The following is a 20,587-nucleotide window of genomic DNA, read 5'->3' as shown; positions in this document are numbered from 1 at the left end:
CAGGGGTTGTCCGCCGACAACCGTCCCGTGTGCGTCTTCCGGCCGGTTCATCCGTGCCGTGCGTACGTCAGTTGGCGGCACCCACGGGGGCCCCGTCCCCCGGCCGCACGTCCCGCAGCAGGCAGGTCAGCCGTGCGCTGCACACGCGCCGCCCGTCCTCGTCGCTGATCACGATCTCGTACGTGGCTGTCGAGCGGCCGCGGTGGACGGGTGTGGCCACGCCGGTCACCAGCCCCGACCGCACGCCCCGGTGGTGGGTGCAGTTCAGGTCGACGCCGACTGCGATCTTGGTGCTGCCTCCGTGGAGCATGGAGCCGACGGAGCCGAGGGTCTCGGCGAGGACGGCGGAGGCGCCGCCGTGCAGGAGTCCGTAGGGCTGGGTGTTGCCCTCGACGGGCATCGTGCCGACGACGCGGTCCGCGGAGGCCTCGATGATCTCCACGCCCATGCGGGTGCCGAGGTGTCCGGCGGAGAACAGGGCCGGGAGGTCGACGCCGAGTGCGGCGTACTCGTCGATGACCTCCTGCGGGAACTTCACGTACTGCTGCTCGCCCATGGGCCCGGCTCCGTTCGTCCTGATCACTCGTCCAGCCTGCCTGAGCAAACGCTCAGTCGGCTGTCGATTGTTCCAGACGTACGACGACGGACTTGCTGGCCGGGGTGTTGCTGGTGTCCGCGGTGGAGTCCAGCGGGACCAGGACGTTGGTCTCGGGGTAGTAGGCGGCCGCGCAGCCGCGTGCCGTCGGGTAGTGCACGACGCGGAAGCCGGGCGCCCGGCGCTCGACGCCGTCCTTCCACTCGCCGACCAGGTCGACGTACGACCCGTCGGCCACCCCGAGCGCCTGTGCGTCCTCGGGATTGACCAGGACGACCCGGCGGCCGTTCTTGATGCCGCGGTAGCGGTCGTCGAGGCCGTAGATGGTGGTGTTGTACTGGTCGTGCGAGCGCAGCGTCTGCAATAGCAGGCGGCCTTCGGGGAGCCTGGGGTACTCGACGGGCGCCGCGGTGAAGTTCGCCTTCCCCGTCGCGGTCGGGAAGCGGCGTTCGTCGCGCGGGGCGTGAGGGAGGGTGAAGCCGCCGGGATGGGCCACGCGCGCGTTGAAGTCCTCGAAGCCGGGGACCACGCGCGCGATGCGGTCGCGGATGGTGGCGTAGTCCTTCTCGAACTCCTCCCAGGGCACCGTGCTGTCCTCGCCGAGCACGCGGCGGGCCAGGCGGCACACGATGGCCGGTTCGGACAGAAGGTGGCTGCTCGCGGGCTCCAGGCGGCCGCGGGAGGCGTGCACCATGCCCATGGAGTCCTCGACGGTCACGAACTGCTCGCCGCTGCCCTGAAGGTCGCGCTCGGTGCGGCCGAGGGTGGGCAGGATGAGGGCACGCGCGCCCGTGACGGCGTGCGAGCGGTTGAGCTTGGTCGACACATGCACGGTGAGGCGGGCGCGCCGCATGGCGGCCTCGGTGACGTCGGTGTCGGGGGAGGCGGAGACGAAGTTGCCGCCCATGGCGAAGAACACCTTCGCCTTGCCGTCACGCAGGGCGCGGATGGCCTCGACGGTGTCGTAGCCGTGCTCGCGCGGCGGGGCGAAGCCGAACTCCTTCTCCAGGGCGTCCAGGAAGGCGGGCGCGGGGCGCTCGAAGATGCCCATGGTGCGGTCGCCCTGCACGTTGGAGTGGCCGCGCACCGGGCACACGCCCGCACCGGGGCGGCCGATGTTGCCGCGCAGGAGGAGGAAGTTGACGACCTCGCGGATGGTCGGCACGGCGTGTTTGTGCTGGGTGAGGCCCATCGCCCAGCACACGATGGTGCGCTTGGAGGCGAGGATCATCTTCAGGGCGCGGTCGATCTCCGCGCGCGTGAGACCGGTCGCGGTCAGCGTCTCGTCCCAGTCGGCTCCGCGGGCGGCCGCCGCGAACTCCTCGTAGCCGTGGGTGTGTTCGCGCACGAAATCCTCGTCGACCGCGCCCTCGCTCTCGAGGATCAGCTTGTTGAGGAGGCGGAAGAGGGCCTGGTCGCCGCCGATGCGGATCTGCAGGAACAGGTCGTTGAGGGCGGCGCCCCTGAGCATTCCCTGCGGGGTCTGCGGGTTCTTGAACCGCTCCAGGCCGGCTTCGGGCAGCGGGTTGACGCTGATGATCTTCGCGCCGTTGGCCTTGGCCTTCTCCAGGGCGGAGAGCATGCGCGGGTGGTTGGTGCCGGGGTTCTGGCCGGCGACGATGATCAGGTCGGCCTTGTACAGGTCCTCCAGCAGGACGCTGCCCTTGCCGATGCCGATCGTCTCGCTCAGTGCCGAACCGGACGACTCGTGGCACATGTTGGAGCAGTCGGGCAGGTTGTTCGTGCCGAGCTGCCGGGCGAACAGCTGGTACAGGAAGGCCGCTTCGTTGCTGGTGCGCCCCGAGGTGTAGAAGAGCGCCTCGTCGGGGGAGCCGAGGGCGGCGATCTCCTCGGCGACGATGCCGAAGGCCCGCTCCCAGCTCACCGGCTCGTAGTGCGTGCCCCCTTCGGGCAGATGCATGGGGTGCGTGAGGCGGCCCTGCTGGCCCAGCCAGTAACCGCTGCGGGTGGCGAGGTCGGCGACGGAGTGCGCGGCGAAGAACTCCGGGGTGACCCGGCGCAGGGTGGCCTCCTCGGCGACCGCCTTCGCGCCGTTCTCACAGAACTCCGCCTTGTGCCGGTGGTCCGGCTCCGGCCAGGCGCAGCCCGGGCAGTCGAAGCCGTCCTTCTGGTTGACGCGCAGCAGCGTCAGCGCGGTCCGCTTCACGCCCATCTGCTGCTGGGCGATGCGCAGGGTGTGCCCGATGGCCGGCAGCCCGGCCGCCGCGTGCTTCGGCTCGGCGACCTGCGGCGCGTCCTGGACCGGATCACCCTTGGGCGGCTTCGTCGCCATCGCGCACTCTCCTTCACAGACACCTGCGAGCTACCACTTCGATCCTCGCACGCGCCGGTGACAGCGAGGGTGCCAGGGCGTGCGGAGGTCCGACTGTCAGTGGCTCGTGGCAGGATCGGGTTCGTGGCAGAGACAGCATCGAAGAAGACCGAGACGACCTCCGGCGGCAAGCGGCCCCGCCTCATGCTCATGGACGGGCACTCACTGGCCTACCGCGCGTTCTTCGCGCTGCCCGCGGAGAACTTCACGACGGCGACGGGCCAGCCGACGAACGCGATCTACGGCTTCGCGTCGATGCTGGCCAACACCCTGCGTGACGAGGAGCCCACCCACTTCGCGGTGGCCTTCGACGTCTCCCGCAAGACCTGGCGCTCCGAGGAGTTCACGGAGTACAAGGCGAACCGCTCCAAGACCCCGGACGAGTTCAAGGGCCAGGTCGAGCTGATCGGCGAGCTCCTCGACGCGATGCACGCGGCACGGTTCGCGGTCGACGGCTTCGAGGCGGACGACATCATCGCCACCCTCGCCACCCAGGCCGAGGCCGAAGGCTTCGAGGTGCTGATCGTCACCGGCGACCGTGACTCCTTCCAGCTGGTCAGCGAGCACACGACGGTGCTGTACCCGACGAAGGGCGTCTCCGAGCTGACCCGGTTCACCCCGGAGAAGGTCTTCGAGAAGTACGGGCTGACGCCCGCGCAGTACCCCGACTTCGCGGCCCTGCGCGGCGACCCGTCCGACAACCTGCCGGGCATTCCCGGGGTCGGCGAGAAGACGGCCGCGAAGTGGATCAACCAGTTCGGTTCGTTCGCGGAGCTCGTCGAGCGCGTCGAGGAGGTCAAGGGCAAGGCCGGGCAGAACCTGCGCGACCACCTGGAGGCGGTCAAGCTCAACCGCCGTCTGACCGAGATGGTGCGTACGGTCGAGCTGCCCAAGGCGGTCGCCGACCTGGAGCGCGCTCCGTACGACCGCACCGCCCTCGCGATGGTCCTGGACACCCTGGAGATCAGGAACCCCTCGCTGCGCGAGCGGCTGCTCGCCGTGGACCCGGGCGGCGAGGAGGCCGACGCGACGCCGGCGGCCCCCGGCGTGGAGCTGGACGGGACGGTGCTGGGCACGGGCGAGCTGGCCGGCTGGCTCACCGAGCACGGCGGCGAGACGCTCGGCATCGCGACGGTCGACACCTGGGCGCTGGGCACCGGCTCGGTCGCCGAGGTCGCGCTCGCCACCGCCGAAGGACCGGCCGCCTGGTTCGACCCGTCCCAGCTGGACGAGTCCGACGAGACGGCGTGGGCGGCCTGGCTGGCCGCCCCCGACCGCCCCAAGGTCCTGCACAACGCCAAGGGCGCCATGCGCGTCTTCGCCGAGCACAGCTGGTCCGTCACCGGTGTCGCCATGGACACCGCGCTGGCCGCCTACCTGGTCAAGCCGGGCCGCCGCTCCTTCGACCTGGACGCGCTGTCCCTGGAGTACCTGGGCCGTGAGCTGGCCCCCGCCGCCGCGGCCGACGGCCAGCTCGCCTTCGGCGCCGACGACGGCGCCGAGGCCGAGGCCCTCATGGTGCAGGCCCGCGCCATCCTCGACCTCGGCGAGGCGTTCCGGGGCCGCCTCGAGGAGGTCGGCGCCGCGGACCTGCTGCGCGACATGGAGCTGCCCACCTCCGTCCTGCTCGCCCGCATGGAGCGGCACGGCATCGCGGCCGACCGGGCCCACCTGGAGGCCATGGAGCAGATGTTCGCGGGCGCCGTGCAGCAGGCGGTGAAGGAGGCGCACGCGGCGGCGGGCCACGAGTTCAACCTCGGCTCGCCCAAGCAGCTCCAGGAGGTCCTCTTCGGCGAGCTGGGCCTGCCCAAGACGAAGAAGACCAAGACCGGCTACACCACGGACGCCGACGCCCTGGCCTGGCTCGCCACCCAGACGGACAACGAACTGCCGGTCGTCATGCTCCGCCACCGCGAGCAGGCGAAGCTGCGGGTCACCGTCGAGGGCCTGATCAAGACCATCGCCGCCGACGGCCGCATCCACACCACCTTCAACCAGACGGTCGCCGCGACCGGCCGGCTCTCCTCCACCGACCCGAACCTGCAGAACATCCCGGTCCGCACCGACGAGGGCCGGGCCATCCGCCGCGGCTTCGTCGTCGGCGAGGGCTTCGAGTCCCTGATGACCGCCGACTACAGCCAGATCGAACTGCGCGTGATGGCCCACCTCTCCGAGGACGAGGGCCTGATCGAGGCGTTCACCTCCGGAGAGGACCTGCACAACACGGTCGCGGCACAGGTCTTCTCCGTCGACCGCGAGCACGTCGACGCGGAGATGCGGCGCAAGATCAAGGCCATGTCGTACGGCCTGGCCTACGGCCTGTCGGCCTTCGGCCTGTCCGGGCAGCTGAACATCGACCCGGCCGAGGCCCGAGTCCTCATGGACACCTACTTCGAGCGGTTCGGCGGCGTCCGCGACTATCTGCGCCGGGCTGTCGACGAGGCGCGGGCCACGGGCTACACGGCGACCCTCTTCGGCCGCCGCCGCTACCTCCCCGACCTCAACAGCGACAACCGCCAGCGCCGCGAGGCCGCCGAGCGCATGGCTCTGAACGCGCCCATCCAGGGCACCGCGGCGGACATCGTCAAGATCGCCATGCTCAAGGTGGACGACGCGCTGCGGGCGGCGGGCCTCACATCCCGCATGCTCCTGCAGGTCCACGACGAAATCGTCCTGGAGATCGCCCCCGGCGAGCGCGGAGCGGCGGAGGAGATCGTCCGCCGTGAAATGGCCGAAGCCGTGCACCTGAGGGTCCCGCTCGGCGTCTCGGTGGGCGTGGGCGCGGACTGGGAGTCGGCGGCGCACTAGCCTCCGGCGGTGGGGCGCGGGTTTGGTCCTGCCTGGCTGTGCGGCGCGCGAGCCCCCCGGCCAGGGGTGAGCCCACCGCGCAGTGGGCTGTCGGGCGTCTGCGAGCGCGTTGCGGCTGGTCGCGCCCACGCGGCGAAGCCGCACATCGACACAGCCCCGCGCCCCTTTGGGGCGCGGCCGAACCCTCCGCGCAGGGGGGAGCCCCGCCGAACTCGTCCGGTCCCCGCAGGCCCCGTCACTCAGGTGGCCCCCGCGGAAAGGCCCCCACCGCCTGGGTCCCGTAAGGATGCGGGCATGGGTATACGCATGCTCAACCGCCGACCGGCGAGAGCGCAGGCGAGTGCCGAGACGGCGCCCGCCGTGCCACCCGCACCGGTGCCGGCCTTCGCCGCTCGCGCAAGCACCGCCCGCATCCCCACCGACCTCGCCGCCGTCCTGCGCCGCACGGCCGCCGACCTCCGGCGCCGGCTGCCCCGGCCCGGGAGGGGCCCCGAAGAGCCGCCCGCCTGGCGGCTGTGGGCCGGCCTGGGCCGCAGTTACGTCACCGGGCTCCTCGGCCACCTCCGCCGCAGCCGCCACGCCCGCACCGTCACCGTGTTCATCGTGACCGCCGGCACCCTCACCGACCGACCGGACGGCCCGGCTCCACGCTGACCCGCTCCGGCTCCTCGGCAGACGGCACCGGCCGCCACATCCGTACCCCGACCACGTACAGCAGCAGCCCGAGAGCCAGCCCCGCGCCCGCGCCGAAACACGCCGCCGGAATCAGCTCCCAGGGTTTGGCCGTCGCGCCCCAGTACTCCCACCACCGGGCCGCCCGCTCCACGGCCCAGAGCCCCGCACACCCGCAGATCACCACGCAGGCCCACCACCGGTCCCGCAGCGACAACACGGGGACCGCACCCGAAACCGGGTCCGCCGACGCCCGCCGCAGCGCCCGCGTCACCCACACCGCGATCACCAGCGCGCCCACCACCGAACTGCCGTACTGCAGCAACGAGTACAGGGGAGACCCCCGCAGCTCCCGTCCCAGCACGGGAAAGAGCCGCACGCCCCACCGGTCGTGATGCGTGAAGGCGTCCCACACCACGTGGGTCAGGGCGCCGAGCGCCGCCGACACGTACCACCACGCGGCCAGGGACGGGCGTACGCGCGCGCGTGGCGCCCCGCACCGCAGCAGGGCGGCCGGACGCGACTGCCAGGCACGCGGTAGCAGTGCCACCAGCGGCTCGCGCACCAGCAGCCACAGCCCGACCAGCGCCCAGGCCACCAGCACGTCGACCGTGAAGACGCCGGGAAAGGAGTGCGTGACCTCTCCGAACTCCATCGCCCCGGGCGCCGCACTTGCCGCGTAATAGGTCATGTCGGGCGCAAAGGAACCGGCCACGAGTACGGCCGGAATCAGCCGACCTCGGCCGGTCCCGTCGCCTCGGACGGCAGGCAGTACGGCGGCCGCATGGCTCAGGGTGAACGGCAACTGGGCTCCTCACGCCGGACATTGCCCGAGCGGGCGGCCCGGGTGATCGCTCCGGTCCAGTATGCGTGCCGCGATTCCGCCCCGGCCGGACATGGCCAACTGGTGAATATCGGGCACGAACGGGTCCCCGTGCAAAGGAAGTTGTCGTAGGGTCGCCTGGGTCACCGCGCCGGGCAGCACTGTCGAACAGATGAACAGAGCAACTCGGCAGGGACAAGAGAGCGATACGAGGGCAACCCGCAGGCCGGGTCGATCGTCACAACAGGGCGGGCGCAGCACGCGCCCGGCAGACGAAGACGGACGTTGGTGCGTCCACGGGAGGGGTTCACTCTATGGCGGCGCAATTCGGCATGAGGCTGCGCAAAGGAGCGGCAACCACAGCCGTGGCAGCGGCCGCGGTCGCTGCCCTGTCCGCGTCCCAGGCTCCGGGGGTCACAGCCGACGACCACGGCAGACAGACCGCCTCGGAGGCCCAGCCCTCACCCGATGCGACCGCCGGCGACGGCGCCGCGACCGGCAACTCGCCGTACTACACCGATCTTCCGCCGCTCAACAGCCCGAATCCCTCTCCGACCCCAGGTGCCACAGGCACCCCCGTGGCACAGGGCGAGGCGGAGGCGGGCATACCCGCGACCGTCCTCGACGCCTACAAGAAGGCCGAGGCCGAGCTGCGCGAGTCCAAGCCCGGCTGCAACCTGCCCTGGCAGCTGCTCGCCGCGATCGGCAAGGTGGAGTCGGGCCAGGCCCGCGGCGGCCGCGTCAACGCGGACGGCACCACGATCTCCCCGATCCTCGGCCCGCAGCTCGACGGCAACGGCTTCGCGCTGATCAAGGACACCGACGGCGGCAAGTACGACGGCAACAGCTCCTACGACCAGGCCGTCGGGCCCATGCAGTTCATCCCGTCCACCTGGGCGTGGGCGGGCCGCGACGGCAACGGCGACGGGGCCAAGGACCCCAACAACGTCTACGACGCCGCCCTGGCCGCCGGCCACTACCTGTGCCGCAACGACTGGGACCTGTCCGTCCCGGCCGACCTCAACCACGCGATCCTCAGCTACAACAACTCGCAGGACTACCTGAACACCGTCCTGTCGTGGCTGCAGTACTACCGCAAGGGCACCCACGAGATCCCGAACGGCACCGGCACCGTCCCCTCGGGCCGCAGCGACGACCACCAGAAGGCCAACCCCAAGCCGTCGCCCACGCCGCCCTCGAAGACGCCGACGACTCCGGGCTCGCCGAGCCCCACCTCGCCGCCGTCAAGCACGCCCAGCACCCCGTCGACGCCGAGCAGCCCGTCGCCCACCCCCACCGACACGGTGGACCACCTGGCGGACGCGGGCACCGCGAAGCTCACCGCGATGGCCGGCGACGCGTTCGCCAAGAAGATCAGCACAAAGGCCGTGACCAAGTCCGGCAAGGCGGTCGGCAAGGTCAGGGTCCGCTTCACCATCGTCGGCGACACCGACACCGACACCACCTTCACCGGCGGCGAGTCCGTCGCCTCGGTCGTCACCAACAGCTCCGGCGTGGCCGTCGCCCCCACCCTGCAGGCGGGTGAGAAGACCGGCAACTTCACGGTCCGCGCCACCGTCGTGGGCCGCGCGGTCACCGGCCTCGACTACCCGGCCACCGTCACCGAGCGCGTCGCCGACAGCGTCGTCCGCACCAGCGACACCGAGCTGACCTGCACCCCCGGCGGCGAGTTCGCCGACCAGGCCGAGGTGAAGGCCACCTACAAGGGCGCCGTCGCCGACAAGGTCGCCGTCACCGCCACCCTGATCAAGTCGGTGCTGGACCCGACCGAGAACGACAAGGGCCCCTACTTCAAGGACGCCGACGGCAAGACCGTCCGCACTCTGACCGGCCTGAAGACGGACGCCAAGGGCCTGCTGACGCTGCCGAAGCTGTACGCCGACGACAACACCGGCACCTTCATGCTCCGCATCACCACCGCGGGCGGCGCGAGCCTGAACATCCAGCTGACCGTGGCGGCGGCCGACTCCTCGGCGAGCCCCAGCCCGTCGCCCAGCCCCTCCGCGTAGTTCTCCGTATTCTCCGTACGACGGCGGCGGCGCCCCTCAGGCAGAGGGGCGCCGCCGCCGTCGTTGTGTGTGCAACGTGTTCTCATCTCGCCCACCCGTTGCTACGGTGCCGGACCTGACGATGTATCAGTTCCAGTCGGCTCCAGTCAGTTCCACGTCCGTCGGGAGGCAGGCATGCGCGCCCTGATCGCCGCCGCGACCGGTCTCGCCCTCGCGCTCGCGCTGGTCTTCACGATCACGGCCATGGGCAGTCCCACGGGCGGGACGTCCCCGAAACCACTGCTGACAACGGTGCCCGCACACCCGTAACCGCCCGGGAGGGAGGCCGAGATGCGCCGCAAGGCCAGTCTGGTCCTGCTCGCCTTCGCCGTGTTCTTCGCGGCGCTGTCCCCGCTGCTGCGCTGGTACGCCTTCCCGCGCCTGGCCAAGATCCCGGCCAACCAGTACCAGGACATGGTCCTCGAGGCGAAGAACGCGACCCTCCTCGACTACGGCACGATGAAGGCCCGCACGGTCCCCGAGGTCACCATCGTGCAGACCCTCAAGGGCAACGTGGAGGCCGCCAAGCAGATCGAGAAGACGGCCGGCCGGGACGTCGTCGTCTGGGACGGCCTCTCCTACGTCCAGGGCCCCGACGGCAAGATGGTCTCCCAGATCCCCGAGCGCTACATCTTCGACGCCCACAGCCAGGCCCCGGTCCACGCCACCGGCGAGATGGTCGACGGCGACCCGGTCAGGCGGACCGGCATCGAGTTCAAGTGGCCCTTCCTGACCCAGAAACGGGACTACGAGTACTTCGACGCCCAGACCCGCACCACCAACCCCATCCACTACAAGGGCACCCAGGACTTCCGCGGCCTGAAGGTCTACTACTTCGAGCAGACCATCCCCTGGACCAAGGTCCACTTCCCCAAGGCGATGCCCGTCAAGGGCATCACCCAGGCGTCGCTCGCCAAGACCGGAACGAGCATCTGGTACACCACGGTCCGCAGGTTCTGGGTCGAACCCGTCACCGGCGCGCCCGTCTACGGCGAAGAGCTCCACAAGGAGGAGCTGCGCGGCGGCACCCTGCTCGGCGACCGCGACAAGGTGACCGCGTTCGCCGGCGACGTGAAGATGCGCGAGGACTACATCAAGCACACGGTCGCCCTGGTCAAGTCCAACCGCACCCTGGTCCTGCTGCTGACGTCCTATCTGCCCTGGGGCTTCCTGACCCTCGGCGTCCTGCTGCTCGCCCTGTCGCTGTGGCTGGAGGCCCGCAGCCGCCGCCCCGGCGACCCGGAACCGGCCGAGTCCGCCACGCCTGAGCCGGTCAGCGCCTGAGCCGCGCGTTGGTGTGCCGCGTCGGCTCCGCGGTGGCGGGATCCTCCGGCCACGGATGCTTCGGATACCGGCCGCGCAGCTCCGCCCGTACGCCCTTGTAGCCGTCCCTCCAGAAGGAGGCGAGATCGGCCGTGACGGCGGCCGGGCGGCCGGCAGGGGAGAGCAGATGCACGAGCAACGGCACCCCCGCGACGGCGGGCGACTCGTGCAGCCCGAACATCTCCTGCAACTTCACGGCGAGAACCGGCTGTTCGGCATTGCCGTAGTCGATCCGGATCCTGGACCCACTGGGCACGGTGATGCGCTCGGGCGCCAACTCGTCGAGCCGCGCAGCCTCTCCGGAGGCCCAGGGCAGCAACCGTCCGAGCGCCTGTCCGGCATCGATCCGCGCAAGGTCCGCGCGCCGTCGGGCCCGGCCCAGCTCGGGCTCCAGCCACTCGTCCACGCGCGCGTGCAGCGCATCGTCGGACACGTCGGGCCAGGGCTCCCCGAGGTGCAGACGCAGGAAGGCGAGCCGCTGCCGCAGCACGAGCGCGTCGGGCGACCACCGCAGCAGCCCGAACCCTTCCTGCCGCAGCCCTTCGAGGAGCGCGGCGCGTACGAGTACGGGGTCGGCGTCGGCCAGGGGCCGCGCCGCCAGCTCGATCGCCCCCAGCCGCTCCACCCGCCGTGCCACGACATCCCCGTCGGCCCAGTGGACCTCCTGGCTCTCGGAGTACAGCGAGGCCGCCGCCGACCGGGCCATGTCCTCGTCCACCACGGCGGCGAGCCGCACGCGCGCGTGCCCCTTGCCGACGGGGCGGTCCGTGACGGCCATGGCGATCCACGGGGCACCACGCAGAGGACTGGCATCACCCAGTTCGGCGCGCGTGCCGGAGGCCATGAGATAGGAACCGCCGTCGGCCTTGGCGACACGCTCGGGGAAGGCGAGGGCGGCGACGAGCCCGACCGTGCGGTCGTCCGCACTGTGCGCCGACGTGCGCTCGACGTTCGCCCGCAGCCTCCGTACCTCCGCCCGCCACCGGCCCGCATAGGCGTCACCGCCACGCCGGGCAGCCCGCAAAGCGGCCGTCAGGTCGTCCCCGTACTCCCTGGGCGCCTCCTCGGACAGCAGCGCCACCACCTCGGCACCCCTGCCGGAGGTGTCCAGCAGGGCCCGCCCCAGCCGCGGATGCAACCCCAGCCGCGCCAGCCGAACGCCCCTCTCCGTGGCCCTGCCGCCGGAGTCCACCGCCCCAATGGCCGTCAGTACCGCCCTTGCCGCCGCCATCGCCCCGCCCGGCGGCGGATCCAGCAGCGCCAGCCCGGACGCGTCCGGATCGCCCCAGCACGCCGTCTGCAGCGCGAACGCCGTCAGGTCGGCCAGCTTGATCTCCGGCGACGGGAAACGCGGCAGACGGGCGTCCTCGGCCTCCGTCCAGCACCGGTACACCGCCCCCGGCGCCTCACGCCCGGCCCGCCCCGCCCGCTGCCGCCCGGCCGCCTGCGAGGCCCGTACCGTCGTCAGCGCACTCAGCCCGCGCGCGTGATCGACCCGCGGCTCCCGTGCCAGCCCCGAGTCGACGACCACCCGCACCCCCGGAACCGTCAGCGACGACTCGGCCACCGAGGTCGCCAGCACCACCCGGCGCCGGGTGCCGGGGGACAACACCGCGTCCTGTACGGCGGCCGGTGCGCGCCCATGCACCTGGAGCACCTCGACATCACCCAGGTCCCCCAGCTGCCCCGCCACGCGCGCGATCTCGCCCACGCCCGGCAGGAAGCACAGCACGTCCCCGTCCCGCTCGGCCAGCGCCCGCCGCACCACCGACGCCACATGCGTCAGCAGCGCCGGATCGACCCGCATGCCGTGCGGCGGCCGCACGACCCGCACCGGCGGCGCCCACACCACCTCCACCGGATACGAGACGCCGTCCGCCTCGACCACCGGCGCCCCGCCCAGCAGCCGCGCCCACCCCTGCGCGTCGGTCGTCGCCGACGCGGCCACCAGCCGCAGCTCCGGCCGCAGCGTCTCCCGCACGTCCCACAGGAAGGCCGCCGCGGTGTCCGCGTCCAGATGCCGCTCATGGCACTCGTCGAGCACCACCACGTCCACACCGGCCAGCTCCTGGTCGCGCTGCAGCCGCTGCAGCAGCACACCGGTCGTCACGACCTCCACGCGCGCGCGTGGCCCCACGACCCGCTCGCCGCGCACGGTGTAGCCGACGCTCTCGCCGACCTTCTCGCCCAGCAGCCACGCCATGCGCCGGGCAGCGGCGCGGGCGGCGATCCGCCGCGGTTCGGCCACGACCACCTGGCGCACAGGCCCGCCGCCCAGCAGCCCCGCCAGCGCCAACGGCACCAGCGTCGTCTTGCCGGTACCGGGCGGCGCCACCAGAACAGCGGTGCCGTGCCCCTCCAGCGCGTCGTCCAGAGCGGGCAGCGCACCGCGTACCGGCAGCGCGTCCAGGGCGTCGTAACGGATCACGCACTCAGTCTCGTACGCACACGAAGACCGCGGTCCCCGGGATCAGGTTCCCGCGCAACGGCGACCAGCCGCCCCACTCGGACGTGTTCCAGGCCGGCCACTCCGGCTCGACCAGGTCCACCAGCCGGAAACCCGATGCGACGATGTCCCGGACCCGGTCGCCGAGCGTCCTGTGGTGCTCGACGTAGACCGCGCGGCCTTCCTCGTCCTGCTCGACGTAGGGCGTGCGGTCGAAGTACGACGCCGAGACGCTCAGGCCCTCGGGGCCAGGCTCGTCCGGGAACGCCCAGCGGATGGGGTGCGTGACCGAGAAGACGAAACGCCCGCCCGGGCGCAGCACCCGCCGCACCTCCGTGAGGACCCGCACCGGGTCGGCCACGAACGGCAGCGCCCCGTACGCCGAGCACGCCAGGTCGAAGGAACCGTCCGCGAAGGGCAGCGCGCCCGCGTCGGCGCACACCAGAGGGAACGTTCCGCCGATGCGCAGCGCGTGCTGCAGCTGGCGGTGCGAGATGTCCAGGGCGACCGGGCGGGCGCCCTGGGCGGCCAGCCAGCGCGCGCACTGGGCCGCACCGGCGCCGATCTCGAGGACGTCCTTGCCCTTGAGGTCCTCCGGCGGACCGAGCAACTCGGCCTCCACCTCGTCGAGGCCCTCGGGACCCCACACGAAACGGTCGTCGCCGAGGAACGTGCCGTGCTCGACCTGGTACTCGTCGGCGTTCCGGTCCCACCAGCCCCGGTTGGCCCGGGCGCTCTCCGTGACGTCGGACGCGCGCCGGGTGGCTTCCGGCTCGAACGCGGAATCGGAAGATGCGGGCTCTTGGATGATCGGCTCCCTCGTCGTACTCTTCCGTCACCCTTATGACGCAGTCGGTCCCTCGGCGGTGTCACGGAAGAGGTCTCTCAGGCCTGCGTGGCCTCCAGAGACAGTTCTTGTGCCGGGTATGCGGCGTTCCGCCCCGGGTGTGCGCGTTCGCGCATTGACCCTGTCCGGCTGCCCCCGTATGCTACAAGTTGCGCTGCGGGCCTGCGCACCTCAGACGTAGCAGGCTGCGCTCGCATCTGTTGTATGTCCCCTCGGTTGTCGAGGCGCCATCTCCAGTATCTGGTTTTCCAGTTATCTGTTGGGGCGCTTCCTTGGCTGTCCGGCTTCTTCAGAGCGATACGGGCTCCCGGCGTAGCAGTACCTACGACTCAATGTCCGTACCGGAGCCCTTTCCCACATGACGAGCAGCACCGAGACCACCGCCACCACCCCGCAGGTTGCGGTCAACGACATCGGTAACGAGGAAGCCTTCCTCGCCGCGATCGACGAGACGATCAAGTACTTCAACGACGGCGACATCGTCGACGGCGTCATCGTGAAGGTCGACCGGGACGAGGTCCTGCTCGACATCGGTTACAAGACCGAAGGTGTCATCCCGAGCCGCGAGCTCTCGATCAAGCACGACGTCGACCCGAACGAGGTCGTCGCCGTCGGTGACGAGATCGAGGCCCTTGTTCTCCAGAAGGAGGACAAGGAAGGCCGCCTGATCCTCTCGAAGAAGCGCGCCCAGTACGAGCGTGCCTGGGGCACCATCGAGAAGATCAAGGAAGAGGACGGCATCGTCACCGGTACCGTCATCGAGGTCGTCAAGGGTGGTCTCATCCTCGACATCGGCCTCCGTGGCTTCCTCCCGGCCTCCCTGGTCGAGATGCGCCGCGTTCGCGACCTCCAGCCCTACGTGGGCAAGGAGCTCGAGGCCAAGATCATCGAGCTGGACAAGAACCGCAACAACGTGGTCCTGTCCCGCCGTGCCTGGCTGGAGCAGACCCAGTCCGAGGTCCGCCAGACGTTCCTCACGACCCTGCAGAAGGGTCAGGTCCGCTCCGGTGTGGTCTCCTCGATCGTCAACTTCGGTGCCTTCGTGGACCTGGGTGGCGTCGACGGTCTGGTCCACGTCTCCGAGCTGTCCTGGAAGCACATCGACCACCCCTCCGAGGTCGTCGAGGTCGGCCAGGAGGTCACGGTCGAGGTCCTCGACGTCGACATGGACCGCGAGCGCGTCTCCCTGTCGCTGAAGGCGACCCAGGAAGACCCGTGGCAGCAGTTCGCCCGCACGCACCAGATCGGTCAGGTCGTGCCCGGCAAGGTCACGAAGCTGGTTCCGTTCGGTGCGTTCGTCCGCGTGGACGAGGGCATCGAGGGTCTGGTCCACATCTCCGAGCTGGCCGAGCGCCACGTGGAGATCCCGGAGCAGGTCGTCCAGGTCAACGACGAGATCTTCGTCAAGGTCATCGACATCGACCTCGAGCGCCGCCGCATCAGCCTCTCGCTGAAGCAGGCCAACGAGGCCTTCGGCGCCGACCCGGCGACGGTCGAGTTCGACCCGACCCTGTACGGCATGGCCGCGTCGTACGACGACCAGGGCAACTACATCTACCCCGAGGGCTTCGACCCCGAGACCAACGACTGGCTCGAGGGCTACGAGACCCAGCGCGAGGCGTGGGAGCACCAGTACGCCGAGGCGCAGCAGCGCTTCGAGCAGCACCAGCAGCAGGTCATCAAGAGCCGCGAGGCCGACGCTGCCGCTGCCGCCGAGGGCGGGGACGCTGCGGGTGCGGCTCCGGCCGCGTCCGGTGGCGGTTCGTACTCCTCCGAGGGTGCGGACACCTCCGGTGCGCTGGCGTCCGACGAGGCGCTTGCCGCTCTGCGGGAGAAGCTCGCGGGTGGCCAGAGCTGAACGCTCACTGAGCAGTTCTGAGCAGTAGCTCCTGACTGAGGGGCCGTACCTTTCGAGGTGCGGCCCCTCAGTGCTGCCCTGGGTTGTCTTTCGGCTGCGGGTCTGTGGGGGCTTGTCGCGCAGTTCCCCGCGCCCCTTCAAGGGGCGGTTGCCCGTCCCCTTGGTCATGAGAAGGCCGTAAGAGATGGCTGATCAGGGGCTCGGGTGGGAATGCCCCTGGTCCAGGGGGCGTTGGAACGTACGAACACGAGGAGGAGCGGTCACTGTGCTTGATCCGCAGGGTTTGTACGCATGGGAGCCGAAGGGCCTGGCTGTCGTCGACATGGCGCTTGCCCAGGAGTCGGCCGGCCTTGTCATGCTCTACCACTTCGACGGATACATCGACGCGGGCGAGACCGGCGACCAGATCGTCGACCGGATCCTCGACTCGCAACCCCACCAGGTCGTCGCGCGCTTCGACCACGACCGGCTCGTGGACTACCGCGCCCGCCGCCCGCTGCTGACCTTCAAGCGCGACCGGTGGACCGAGTACGAGGAGCCCACGATCGACGTGCGGCTCGTCCAGGACGCCACCGGAGCGCCGTTCCTGCTGCTGTCCGGCCCCGAGCCGGACGTGGAGTGGGAGCGCTTCGCCGCGGCCGTCCAGCAGATCGTGGAGCGGCTGGGTGTGCGTCTGTCCGTGAACTTCCACGGCATCCCGATGGGCGTCCCGCACACCCGCCCCGTGGGCCTGACCCCGCACGGCAACCGCAACGACCTGGTGCCGGGCCACCGCAGCCCCTTCGACGAGGCGCAGGTCCCCGGCAGCGCCGAGTCCCTGGTCGAGTACCGCCTCATGGAGGCCGGGTTCGACGTCCTCGGTGTCGCCGCGCACGTGCCGCACTACATCGCCCGGTCTCCGTATCCGGACGCTGCCCTGACCGTCCTGGAGGCCATCACGGCGGCCACCGGCCTGGTGCTGCCCAGCATCGCGCACTCCCTGCGCACGGACGCGCACCGCACGCAGACCGAGATCGACCGGCAGATCCAGGAGGGCGACGAGGAGCTCACCAGCCTCGTCTCGGGACTGGAGAACCAGTACGACGCGGTCGCGGGCGCCGAGAGCCGCGGCAACATGCTGGCCGAGCCCGTCGACATCCCGTCGGCGGACGAGATCGGCCTCGAGTTCGAGCGCTTCCTGGCGGAACGAGAGGGCGACAACTGACCTCGGGCGGTCCCGCTGTCAGTGGCAGGCCCTAAGCTTCCGCTCATGCTGACTGTGGGGCTGACCGGCGGGATCGGTGCCGGCAAGAGCGAGGTGTCGCGGCTGCTCGTCGAGTGCGGGGCCGTGCTGATCGACGCCGACCGGATCGCGCGCGAGGTCGTCGCGCCGGGGACGCCCGGGCTGGCGGCGGTCGTCGAGGCCTTCGGGGAGGGCGTGCTCGCCCCGGACGGCAGCCTCGACCGGCCCGGGCTGGGCTCGATCGTCTTCGCCGACCCGGAGAAGCTGGCCGTCCTGAACTCGATCGTGCATCCCCTGGTGGGCGCGCGCTCCCGCGAGCTCGAGGCGGCGGCCGCCGGGGACGCGGTCGTCGTGCACGACGTGCCGCTCCTGGCGGAGAACAGCCTCGCCCCGCTGTACGACGTCGTGATCGTCGTCGACGCGAGCCCCGAGACCCAGCTCGACCGGCTCGTACGGCTGCGCGGCATGACGGAGGAGGACGCACGCGCGCGCATGGCCGCCCAGGCGACCCGCGAGAAGCGCCGGGAGATCGCGGACGTCGTGATCGACAACGACGTACCACTGGAAGAACTGGAGCGCCGCGTGAAGGACGTCTGGGCGGACCTCGTCCGCAGGGCGCAGGCGGCGTCCGAATCGTCCGGTGCGCATCAATCGGCCCAGGAATAACGGTTCCTGTGCGGGGCGTTGAACCCTTCGAGTAAGGGAAGGACTTTGCCGTGCCCGAGACCAGCGGTTCGACCGGACGTACTCCGGAGACGCATGTCATCGACTTCCGTGCAGCCGAGCAGCTGCTCAACGCACGGGACCCGCGGGGCGCGGTGAAGCTGCTCGACTCGGTCATCGCCGCGCACCCGGAGAACACCGCCGCCCGGCTGCTGCGCGCGCGTGCCTTCTTCGCCGCCGCGCAACTGCGGCCCGCCGAGCTGGAGTTCACGATCGTCCTGGAGCGCGAGCCGGACAACGCGTTCGCACACTTCGCGCTCGCCCGCACCTACGAGCGCCGCGGGGAGGCCGAGCAGGCCAAGCGCCATTTCAGACTGGCGGCGGCGCTGGACCCCAACCCGCAGTATCTGAGGGCGGCACGGTTCGACGGGTGAGCACCGGTTAGCGGGGCCGGGGCCGGCCTTCCGGCGGCCGGTATGGGGGGACGTCCCGGCCCGGCTGGAAGTGCGGGCCCTCGCGGATGTGCTTGAGGATGACAGTCATGTCGACCGTGATCACCAGCCACAGCACACCGCAGGCTGCCGCCCACCCGGGGCGCCCCGCGAGAGCGAAAGCTGCCGTGCCGAAGATCGCCCAGACCAGCCCCCACACGCTCAGCCAGAACCGCGCCCGCAGTGCACTGCGTGCTGTCGTCGGCTCACTGCCCGTACGCATCGCGATCATTTCTCCTGTTTGCAACGTACTCTTCGGGACGGACGTTCACCAAGGGGAACGGGACTAGGGGGTCGCCGCGTGCTGCCGCATGCCGATGAGCTGGCCGAGGTGCTGCTGGACCTCGCCGTACCGCACGAGGACATCAACCAACTCGTACGGATGGGCCGACGGGTGACCGACGACCCGGAGCTGCTGCGCGTCCTCGAGGCGTCGGTGGAGGAACTCGTCCGCGGCATGGGGGAGATCGGCACCGCCGTCGACCTGCCCCAGCTCGACTGGGCGTCCGGGCCGCTGCAGCGCTGCTTCCCCGTGTACGTGTTCGTGGCCGCGCTGCCGTACACGCGCGCGTACCACCGGGCGCGCGGCGTCCCGGACGACGTCTCCCGGCGCACCCTCGCCGACCTCGGACGGAACATGGCCGTGCACCGCAGACGGCACCGCCGGGCCGGCGTACAGGCACCGTGGTGGCTCACCCACCACTTCCGGGGCGAGCTGTACCAGCTGGGGCGGCTGCAGTTCGAGCGGGCACGGCAGGGGCAGCGCACATCGCGGGTGCTCGCGGCCGCCGGCCTGGACGTGGCGCCCGGCACGCCCTGTCTGAACGTCCACATCCCCGACTACCTCGGCCCGCTGTCACCGGCGGCCTGCGAGCGCTCGCTGGCGCTGGCGACGGAGTTCTTCGCGCGGCACTACCCCGAGGAGAAGTACCGGGCAGCGCTGTGCCACTCCTGGCTGCTGGACCCGCAGTTGAAGGAGTACCTGCCGGCGGACTCCAACATCGTGCGGTTCCAGGACCGCTTCCGGGTCGCCCGCGAGGACCGGGAGCCTGCCGATCAAGAACCCGTCCAATTCGTGTTCGGCGACCCGGAGTTGCCGGTCGAGAGCCTGCCCCGGCGTACGGCGGTGGAGCGGGCGGTCGGCGACCACCTGAGGGCGGGCCGGCACTGGTACATCGGGCACGGGTGGTTCCCGCTCTAGCCCTGTACGGTTCCACGGCCGTACTGCGGCTGTGAAATTCCGCTCGGCGGCGATGAGTTCCGCAGCGACGGCCGGTCTACCCCTGTGACAGCACGACGAACCGCTCACCACAGGAGAACCCCATGTCCGAGACCACCGCCCGCGTCGCTTCCGCCCCCGTCGTCGCCGAGTCCGCGACCGCCCGCGGCCGCCGCGCCCGGATCGCCCTGCGCACCGTGCAGGTGCTGCTCGCCCTCTTCTACGGCATCGCGAGCGCCCTGCCCAAGCTGGTCGGGAACTCCTACGCCGTCGACGCCTTCGACAAGATCGGCTGGGGCAGCGTGGGCATGTACACCATCGGCGCCCTCGAACTGGCCGGTGCGGTGGCCCTGTTGATCCCGGTGCTGCAGTCGGTGGCCGCGATCGCGCTGAGCGCCCTGATGGTCGGAGCGTTCTTCGTCCAGCTCGTCGTGTTCGGCGGTGAGAACGCCGCGACCCCGCTGATCCTGATCGTGCCGCTGGCCCTCATCGCCTGGGCCCGGCGGGGTTCCACCGGGGAACTGCTGAAGCTGGTACGACGACGGGTGTGAGCCCCGACGACGAAGGTGGCGTCCGGTCCGAGCCGGACGCCACCTCCGTGTGCCCGGGTCAGTGCCCGCCCGGATGTCCCGTGCCGCCGCCCATCAGGCCCCGCAGGCGTTCCATGTCGCGGCGGTCCCGCTTGGTCGGGCGGCCCGCTCCGCGGTCGCGGATGCCCGCCGGGGCGAAGGGCTGGCGGGGCGGCGGGGGTGGGGAATTGTCGACGTAGCACTGGGCGGCGACCGGGGCGCCGACCCGTTTGCGGATCAGTCGTCTGACGATGACGATCCGTTCCCAGCCTTCCTGCCGCACGCGCACCTCGTCGCCGATCCGCACGGTGTGCGCGGGCTTCACCCGCACACCGTTCACCTGCACATGCCCGCCCTTGCAGGCGGCCGCGCCGAGCGAGCGGGTCTTGGCCAGCCGTACGGCCCAGATCCAGCTGTCGATCCGCACGCTCTCGCCGTCCGCCGGGCCCGCGGCCTCTGCGGCGGCGATGGCGGCGGCGATCTTGGGGTCGACCGCCTCGGGGTCGACGGCCTTGGGGTCGACCGCCTGGGGATCGACGGCCTCGGGTGCCGCCTGCTCGGCGGAGCCCGGCCCGCCCTTCTCCTCGTCAGCTTCGGAAGCCATACTCCCGACCTTAGTCCCCCGAAGCGGGTGAACCGGACGGATTTCT

Annotated in this window: 18 protein-coding genes; 11 read left to right on the top strand and 7 right to left on the bottom strand. The window is 71.1% G+C overall.

Going from position 1 to position 20,587, the window contains the following annotated elements:
- Positions 1 to 67: 67 nt before the first annotated feature.
- Positions 68 to 556, bottom strand: coding sequence for a PaaI family thioesterase (locus ACFY10_RS01530; RefSeq protein ID WP_390662980.1), 489 nt, complete (start codon positions 554 to 556; stop codon positions 68 to 70).
- A 52-nt stretch (positions 557 to 608) separates the two neighbouring features.
- A complete protein-coding gene (locus ACFY10_RS01525) occupies positions 609 to 2,888 on the bottom strand; it encodes an FdhF/YdeP family oxidoreductase (RefSeq protein WP_390662979.1) in 2,280 nt (759 codons plus the stop codon).
- A gap of 123 nt (positions 2,889 to 3,011) precedes the next feature.
- Here ACFY10_RS01525 and polA point away from each other — a divergent pair, with 123 nt between their 5' ends.
- Both polA and ACFY10_RS01515 read left to right on the top strand, forming a co-directional pair.
- Positions 3,012 to 5,735 (top strand): DNA polymerase I, encoded by a 2,724-nt coding sequence (polA, locus tag ACFY10_RS01520; RefSeq protein WP_390662978.1) that lies wholly within the window; start codon positions 3,012 to 3,014, stop codon positions 5,733 to 5,735.
- A 294-nt stretch (positions 5,736 to 6,029) separates the two neighbouring features.
- Complete coding sequence (locus ACFY10_RS01515; protein ID WP_390662977.1) at positions 6,030 to 6,389, top strand: hypothetical protein; 360 nt, start codon at positions 6,030 to 6,032, stop codon at positions 6,387 to 6,389.
- Here the strand turns inward: ACFY10_RS01515 and ACFY10_RS01510 are convergent.
- Positions 6,355 to 7,212: a DUF4184 family protein gene (locus ACFY10_RS01510; protein ID WP_390662976.1), complete on the bottom strand. Its 858-nt coding sequence runs from the start codon at positions 7,210 to 7,212 to the stop codon at positions 6,355 to 6,357. The genes ACFY10_RS01515 and ACFY10_RS01510 overlap by 35 nt on opposite strands.
- A 332-nt stretch (positions 7,213 to 7,544) precedes the next feature.
- Here ACFY10_RS01510 and ACFY10_RS01505 point away from each other — a divergent pair, with 332 nt between their 5' ends.
- The 3 genes from ACFY10_RS01505 to ACFY10_RS01495 all read left to right on the top strand — a co-directional run bounded on the left by ACFY10_RS01505 (position 7,545) and on the right by ACFY10_RS01495 (position 10,583).
- Entirely contained in the window at positions 7,545 to 9,260 is a 1,716-nt protein-coding gene (locus ACFY10_RS01505) for a lytic transglycosylase domain-containing protein (RefSeq protein WP_390662975.1), read from the top strand.
- A 174-nt stretch (positions 9,261 to 9,434) separates the two neighbouring features.
- Positions 9,435 to 9,569: an SPW_0924 family protein gene (locus ACFY10_RS01500; RefSeq protein ID WP_390662974.1), complete on the top strand. Its 135-nt coding sequence runs from the start codon at positions 9,435 to 9,437 to the stop codon at positions 9,567 to 9,569.
- A 21-nt stretch (positions 9,570 to 9,590) separates the two neighbouring features.
- On the top strand, positions 9,591 to 10,583 hold the full coding sequence (locus ACFY10_RS01495; RefSeq protein WP_390662973.1) for a DUF3068 domain-containing protein: 993 nt from the start codon (positions 9,591 to 9,593) through the stop codon (positions 10,581 to 10,583).
- Here ACFY10_RS01495 and hrpB read toward each other — a convergent pair.
- Together hrpB and ACFY10_RS01485 are read right to left on the bottom strand one after the other, a co-directional pair.
- On the bottom strand, positions 10,573 to 13,050 hold the full coding sequence (gene hrpB / locus ACFY10_RS01490) for an ATP-dependent helicase HrpB (RefSeq protein ID WP_390662972.1): 2,478 nt from the start codon (positions 13,048 to 13,050) through the stop codon (positions 10,573 to 10,575). The two genes, ACFY10_RS01495 and hrpB, sit on opposite strands and share 11 nt — an antisense overlap.
- Positions 13,051 to 13,054: 4 nt before the next feature.
- Positions 13,055 to 13,876, bottom strand: coding sequence for a class I SAM-dependent methyltransferase (locus ACFY10_RS01485; protein WP_390664111.1), 822 nt, complete (start codon positions 13,874 to 13,876; stop codon positions 13,055 to 13,057).
- Between the two features lie 397 nt (positions 13,877 to 14,273).
- Here ACFY10_RS01485 and rpsA point away from each other — a divergent pair, with 397 nt between their 5' ends.
- From rpsA to ACFY10_RS01465, 4 genes are all read left to right on the top strand, one after another.
- Positions 14,274 to 15,773, top strand: coding sequence for a 30S ribosomal protein S1 (gene rpsA / locus ACFY10_RS01480; protein ID WP_390662971.1), 1,500 nt, complete (start codon positions 14,274 to 14,276; stop codon positions 15,771 to 15,773).
- A 265-nt stretch (positions 15,774 to 16,038) separates the two neighbouring features.
- A complete protein-coding gene (locus tag ACFY10_RS01475) occupies positions 16,039 to 16,977 on the top strand; it encodes a PAC2 family protein (protein WP_390662970.1) in 939 nt (312 codons plus the stop codon).
- A 45-nt stretch (positions 16,978 to 17,022) separates the two neighbouring features.
- Positions 17,023 to 17,661 (top strand): dephospho-CoA kinase, encoded by a 639-nt coding sequence (gene coaE / locus ACFY10_RS01470; protein ID WP_390662969.1) that lies wholly within the window; start codon positions 17,023 to 17,025, stop codon positions 17,659 to 17,661.
- Between the two features lie 50 nt (positions 17,662 to 17,711).
- Positions 17,712 to 18,092 (top strand): tetratricopeptide repeat protein, encoded by a 381-nt coding sequence (locus tag ACFY10_RS01465; protein WP_390662968.1) that lies wholly within the window; start codon positions 17,712 to 17,714, stop codon positions 18,090 to 18,092.
- 7 nt (positions 18,093 to 18,099) lie between these two features.
- Here ACFY10_RS01465 and ACFY10_RS01460 read toward each other — a convergent pair whose 3' ends face one another.
- Positions 18,100 to 18,381 carry a DUF6343 family protein gene (locus tag ACFY10_RS01460; protein ID WP_390662967.1) on the bottom strand — a complete coding sequence of 94 codons (282 nt, stop codon included), beginning with the start codon at positions 18,379 to 18,381 and terminating at the stop codon, positions 18,100 to 18,102.
- Between the two features lie 69 nt (positions 18,382 to 18,450).
- Between ACFY10_RS01460 and ACFY10_RS01455 the strand changes: the two genes are divergently transcribed.
- Both ACFY10_RS01455 and ACFY10_RS01450 read left to right on the top strand, forming a co-directional pair.
- A complete protein-coding gene (locus ACFY10_RS01455) occupies positions 18,451 to 19,350 on the top strand; it encodes an acyltransferase domain-containing protein (protein WP_390662966.1) in 900 nt (299 codons plus the stop codon).
- 122 nt (positions 19,351 to 19,472) lie between these two features.
- Positions 19,473 to 19,919 (top strand): DoxX family protein, encoded by a 447-nt coding sequence (locus ACFY10_RS01450; protein WP_390662965.1) that lies wholly within the window; start codon positions 19,473 to 19,475, stop codon positions 19,917 to 19,919.
- A gap of 58 nt (positions 19,920 to 19,977) precedes the next feature.
- Here ACFY10_RS01450 and ACFY10_RS01445 read toward each other — a convergent pair whose 3' ends face one another.
- A complete protein-coding gene (locus ACFY10_RS01445) occupies positions 19,978 to 20,541 on the bottom strand; it encodes an RNA-binding S4 domain-containing protein (RefSeq protein ID WP_390662964.1) in 564 nt (187 codons plus the stop codon).
- Between the last annotated feature and the right edge of the window lie 46 nt (positions 20,542 to 20,587).

Source organism: Streptomyces sp. NPDC001401, from assembly GCF_042895385.1.
Taxonomy (GTDB): Bacteria; Actinomycetota; Actinomycetes; order Streptomycetales; family Streptomycetaceae; genus Streptomyces.
The sequence above is the reverse complement of the archived record's forward strand: the minus strand, read 5'-3'. Positions and strand labels throughout refer to the sequence as shown.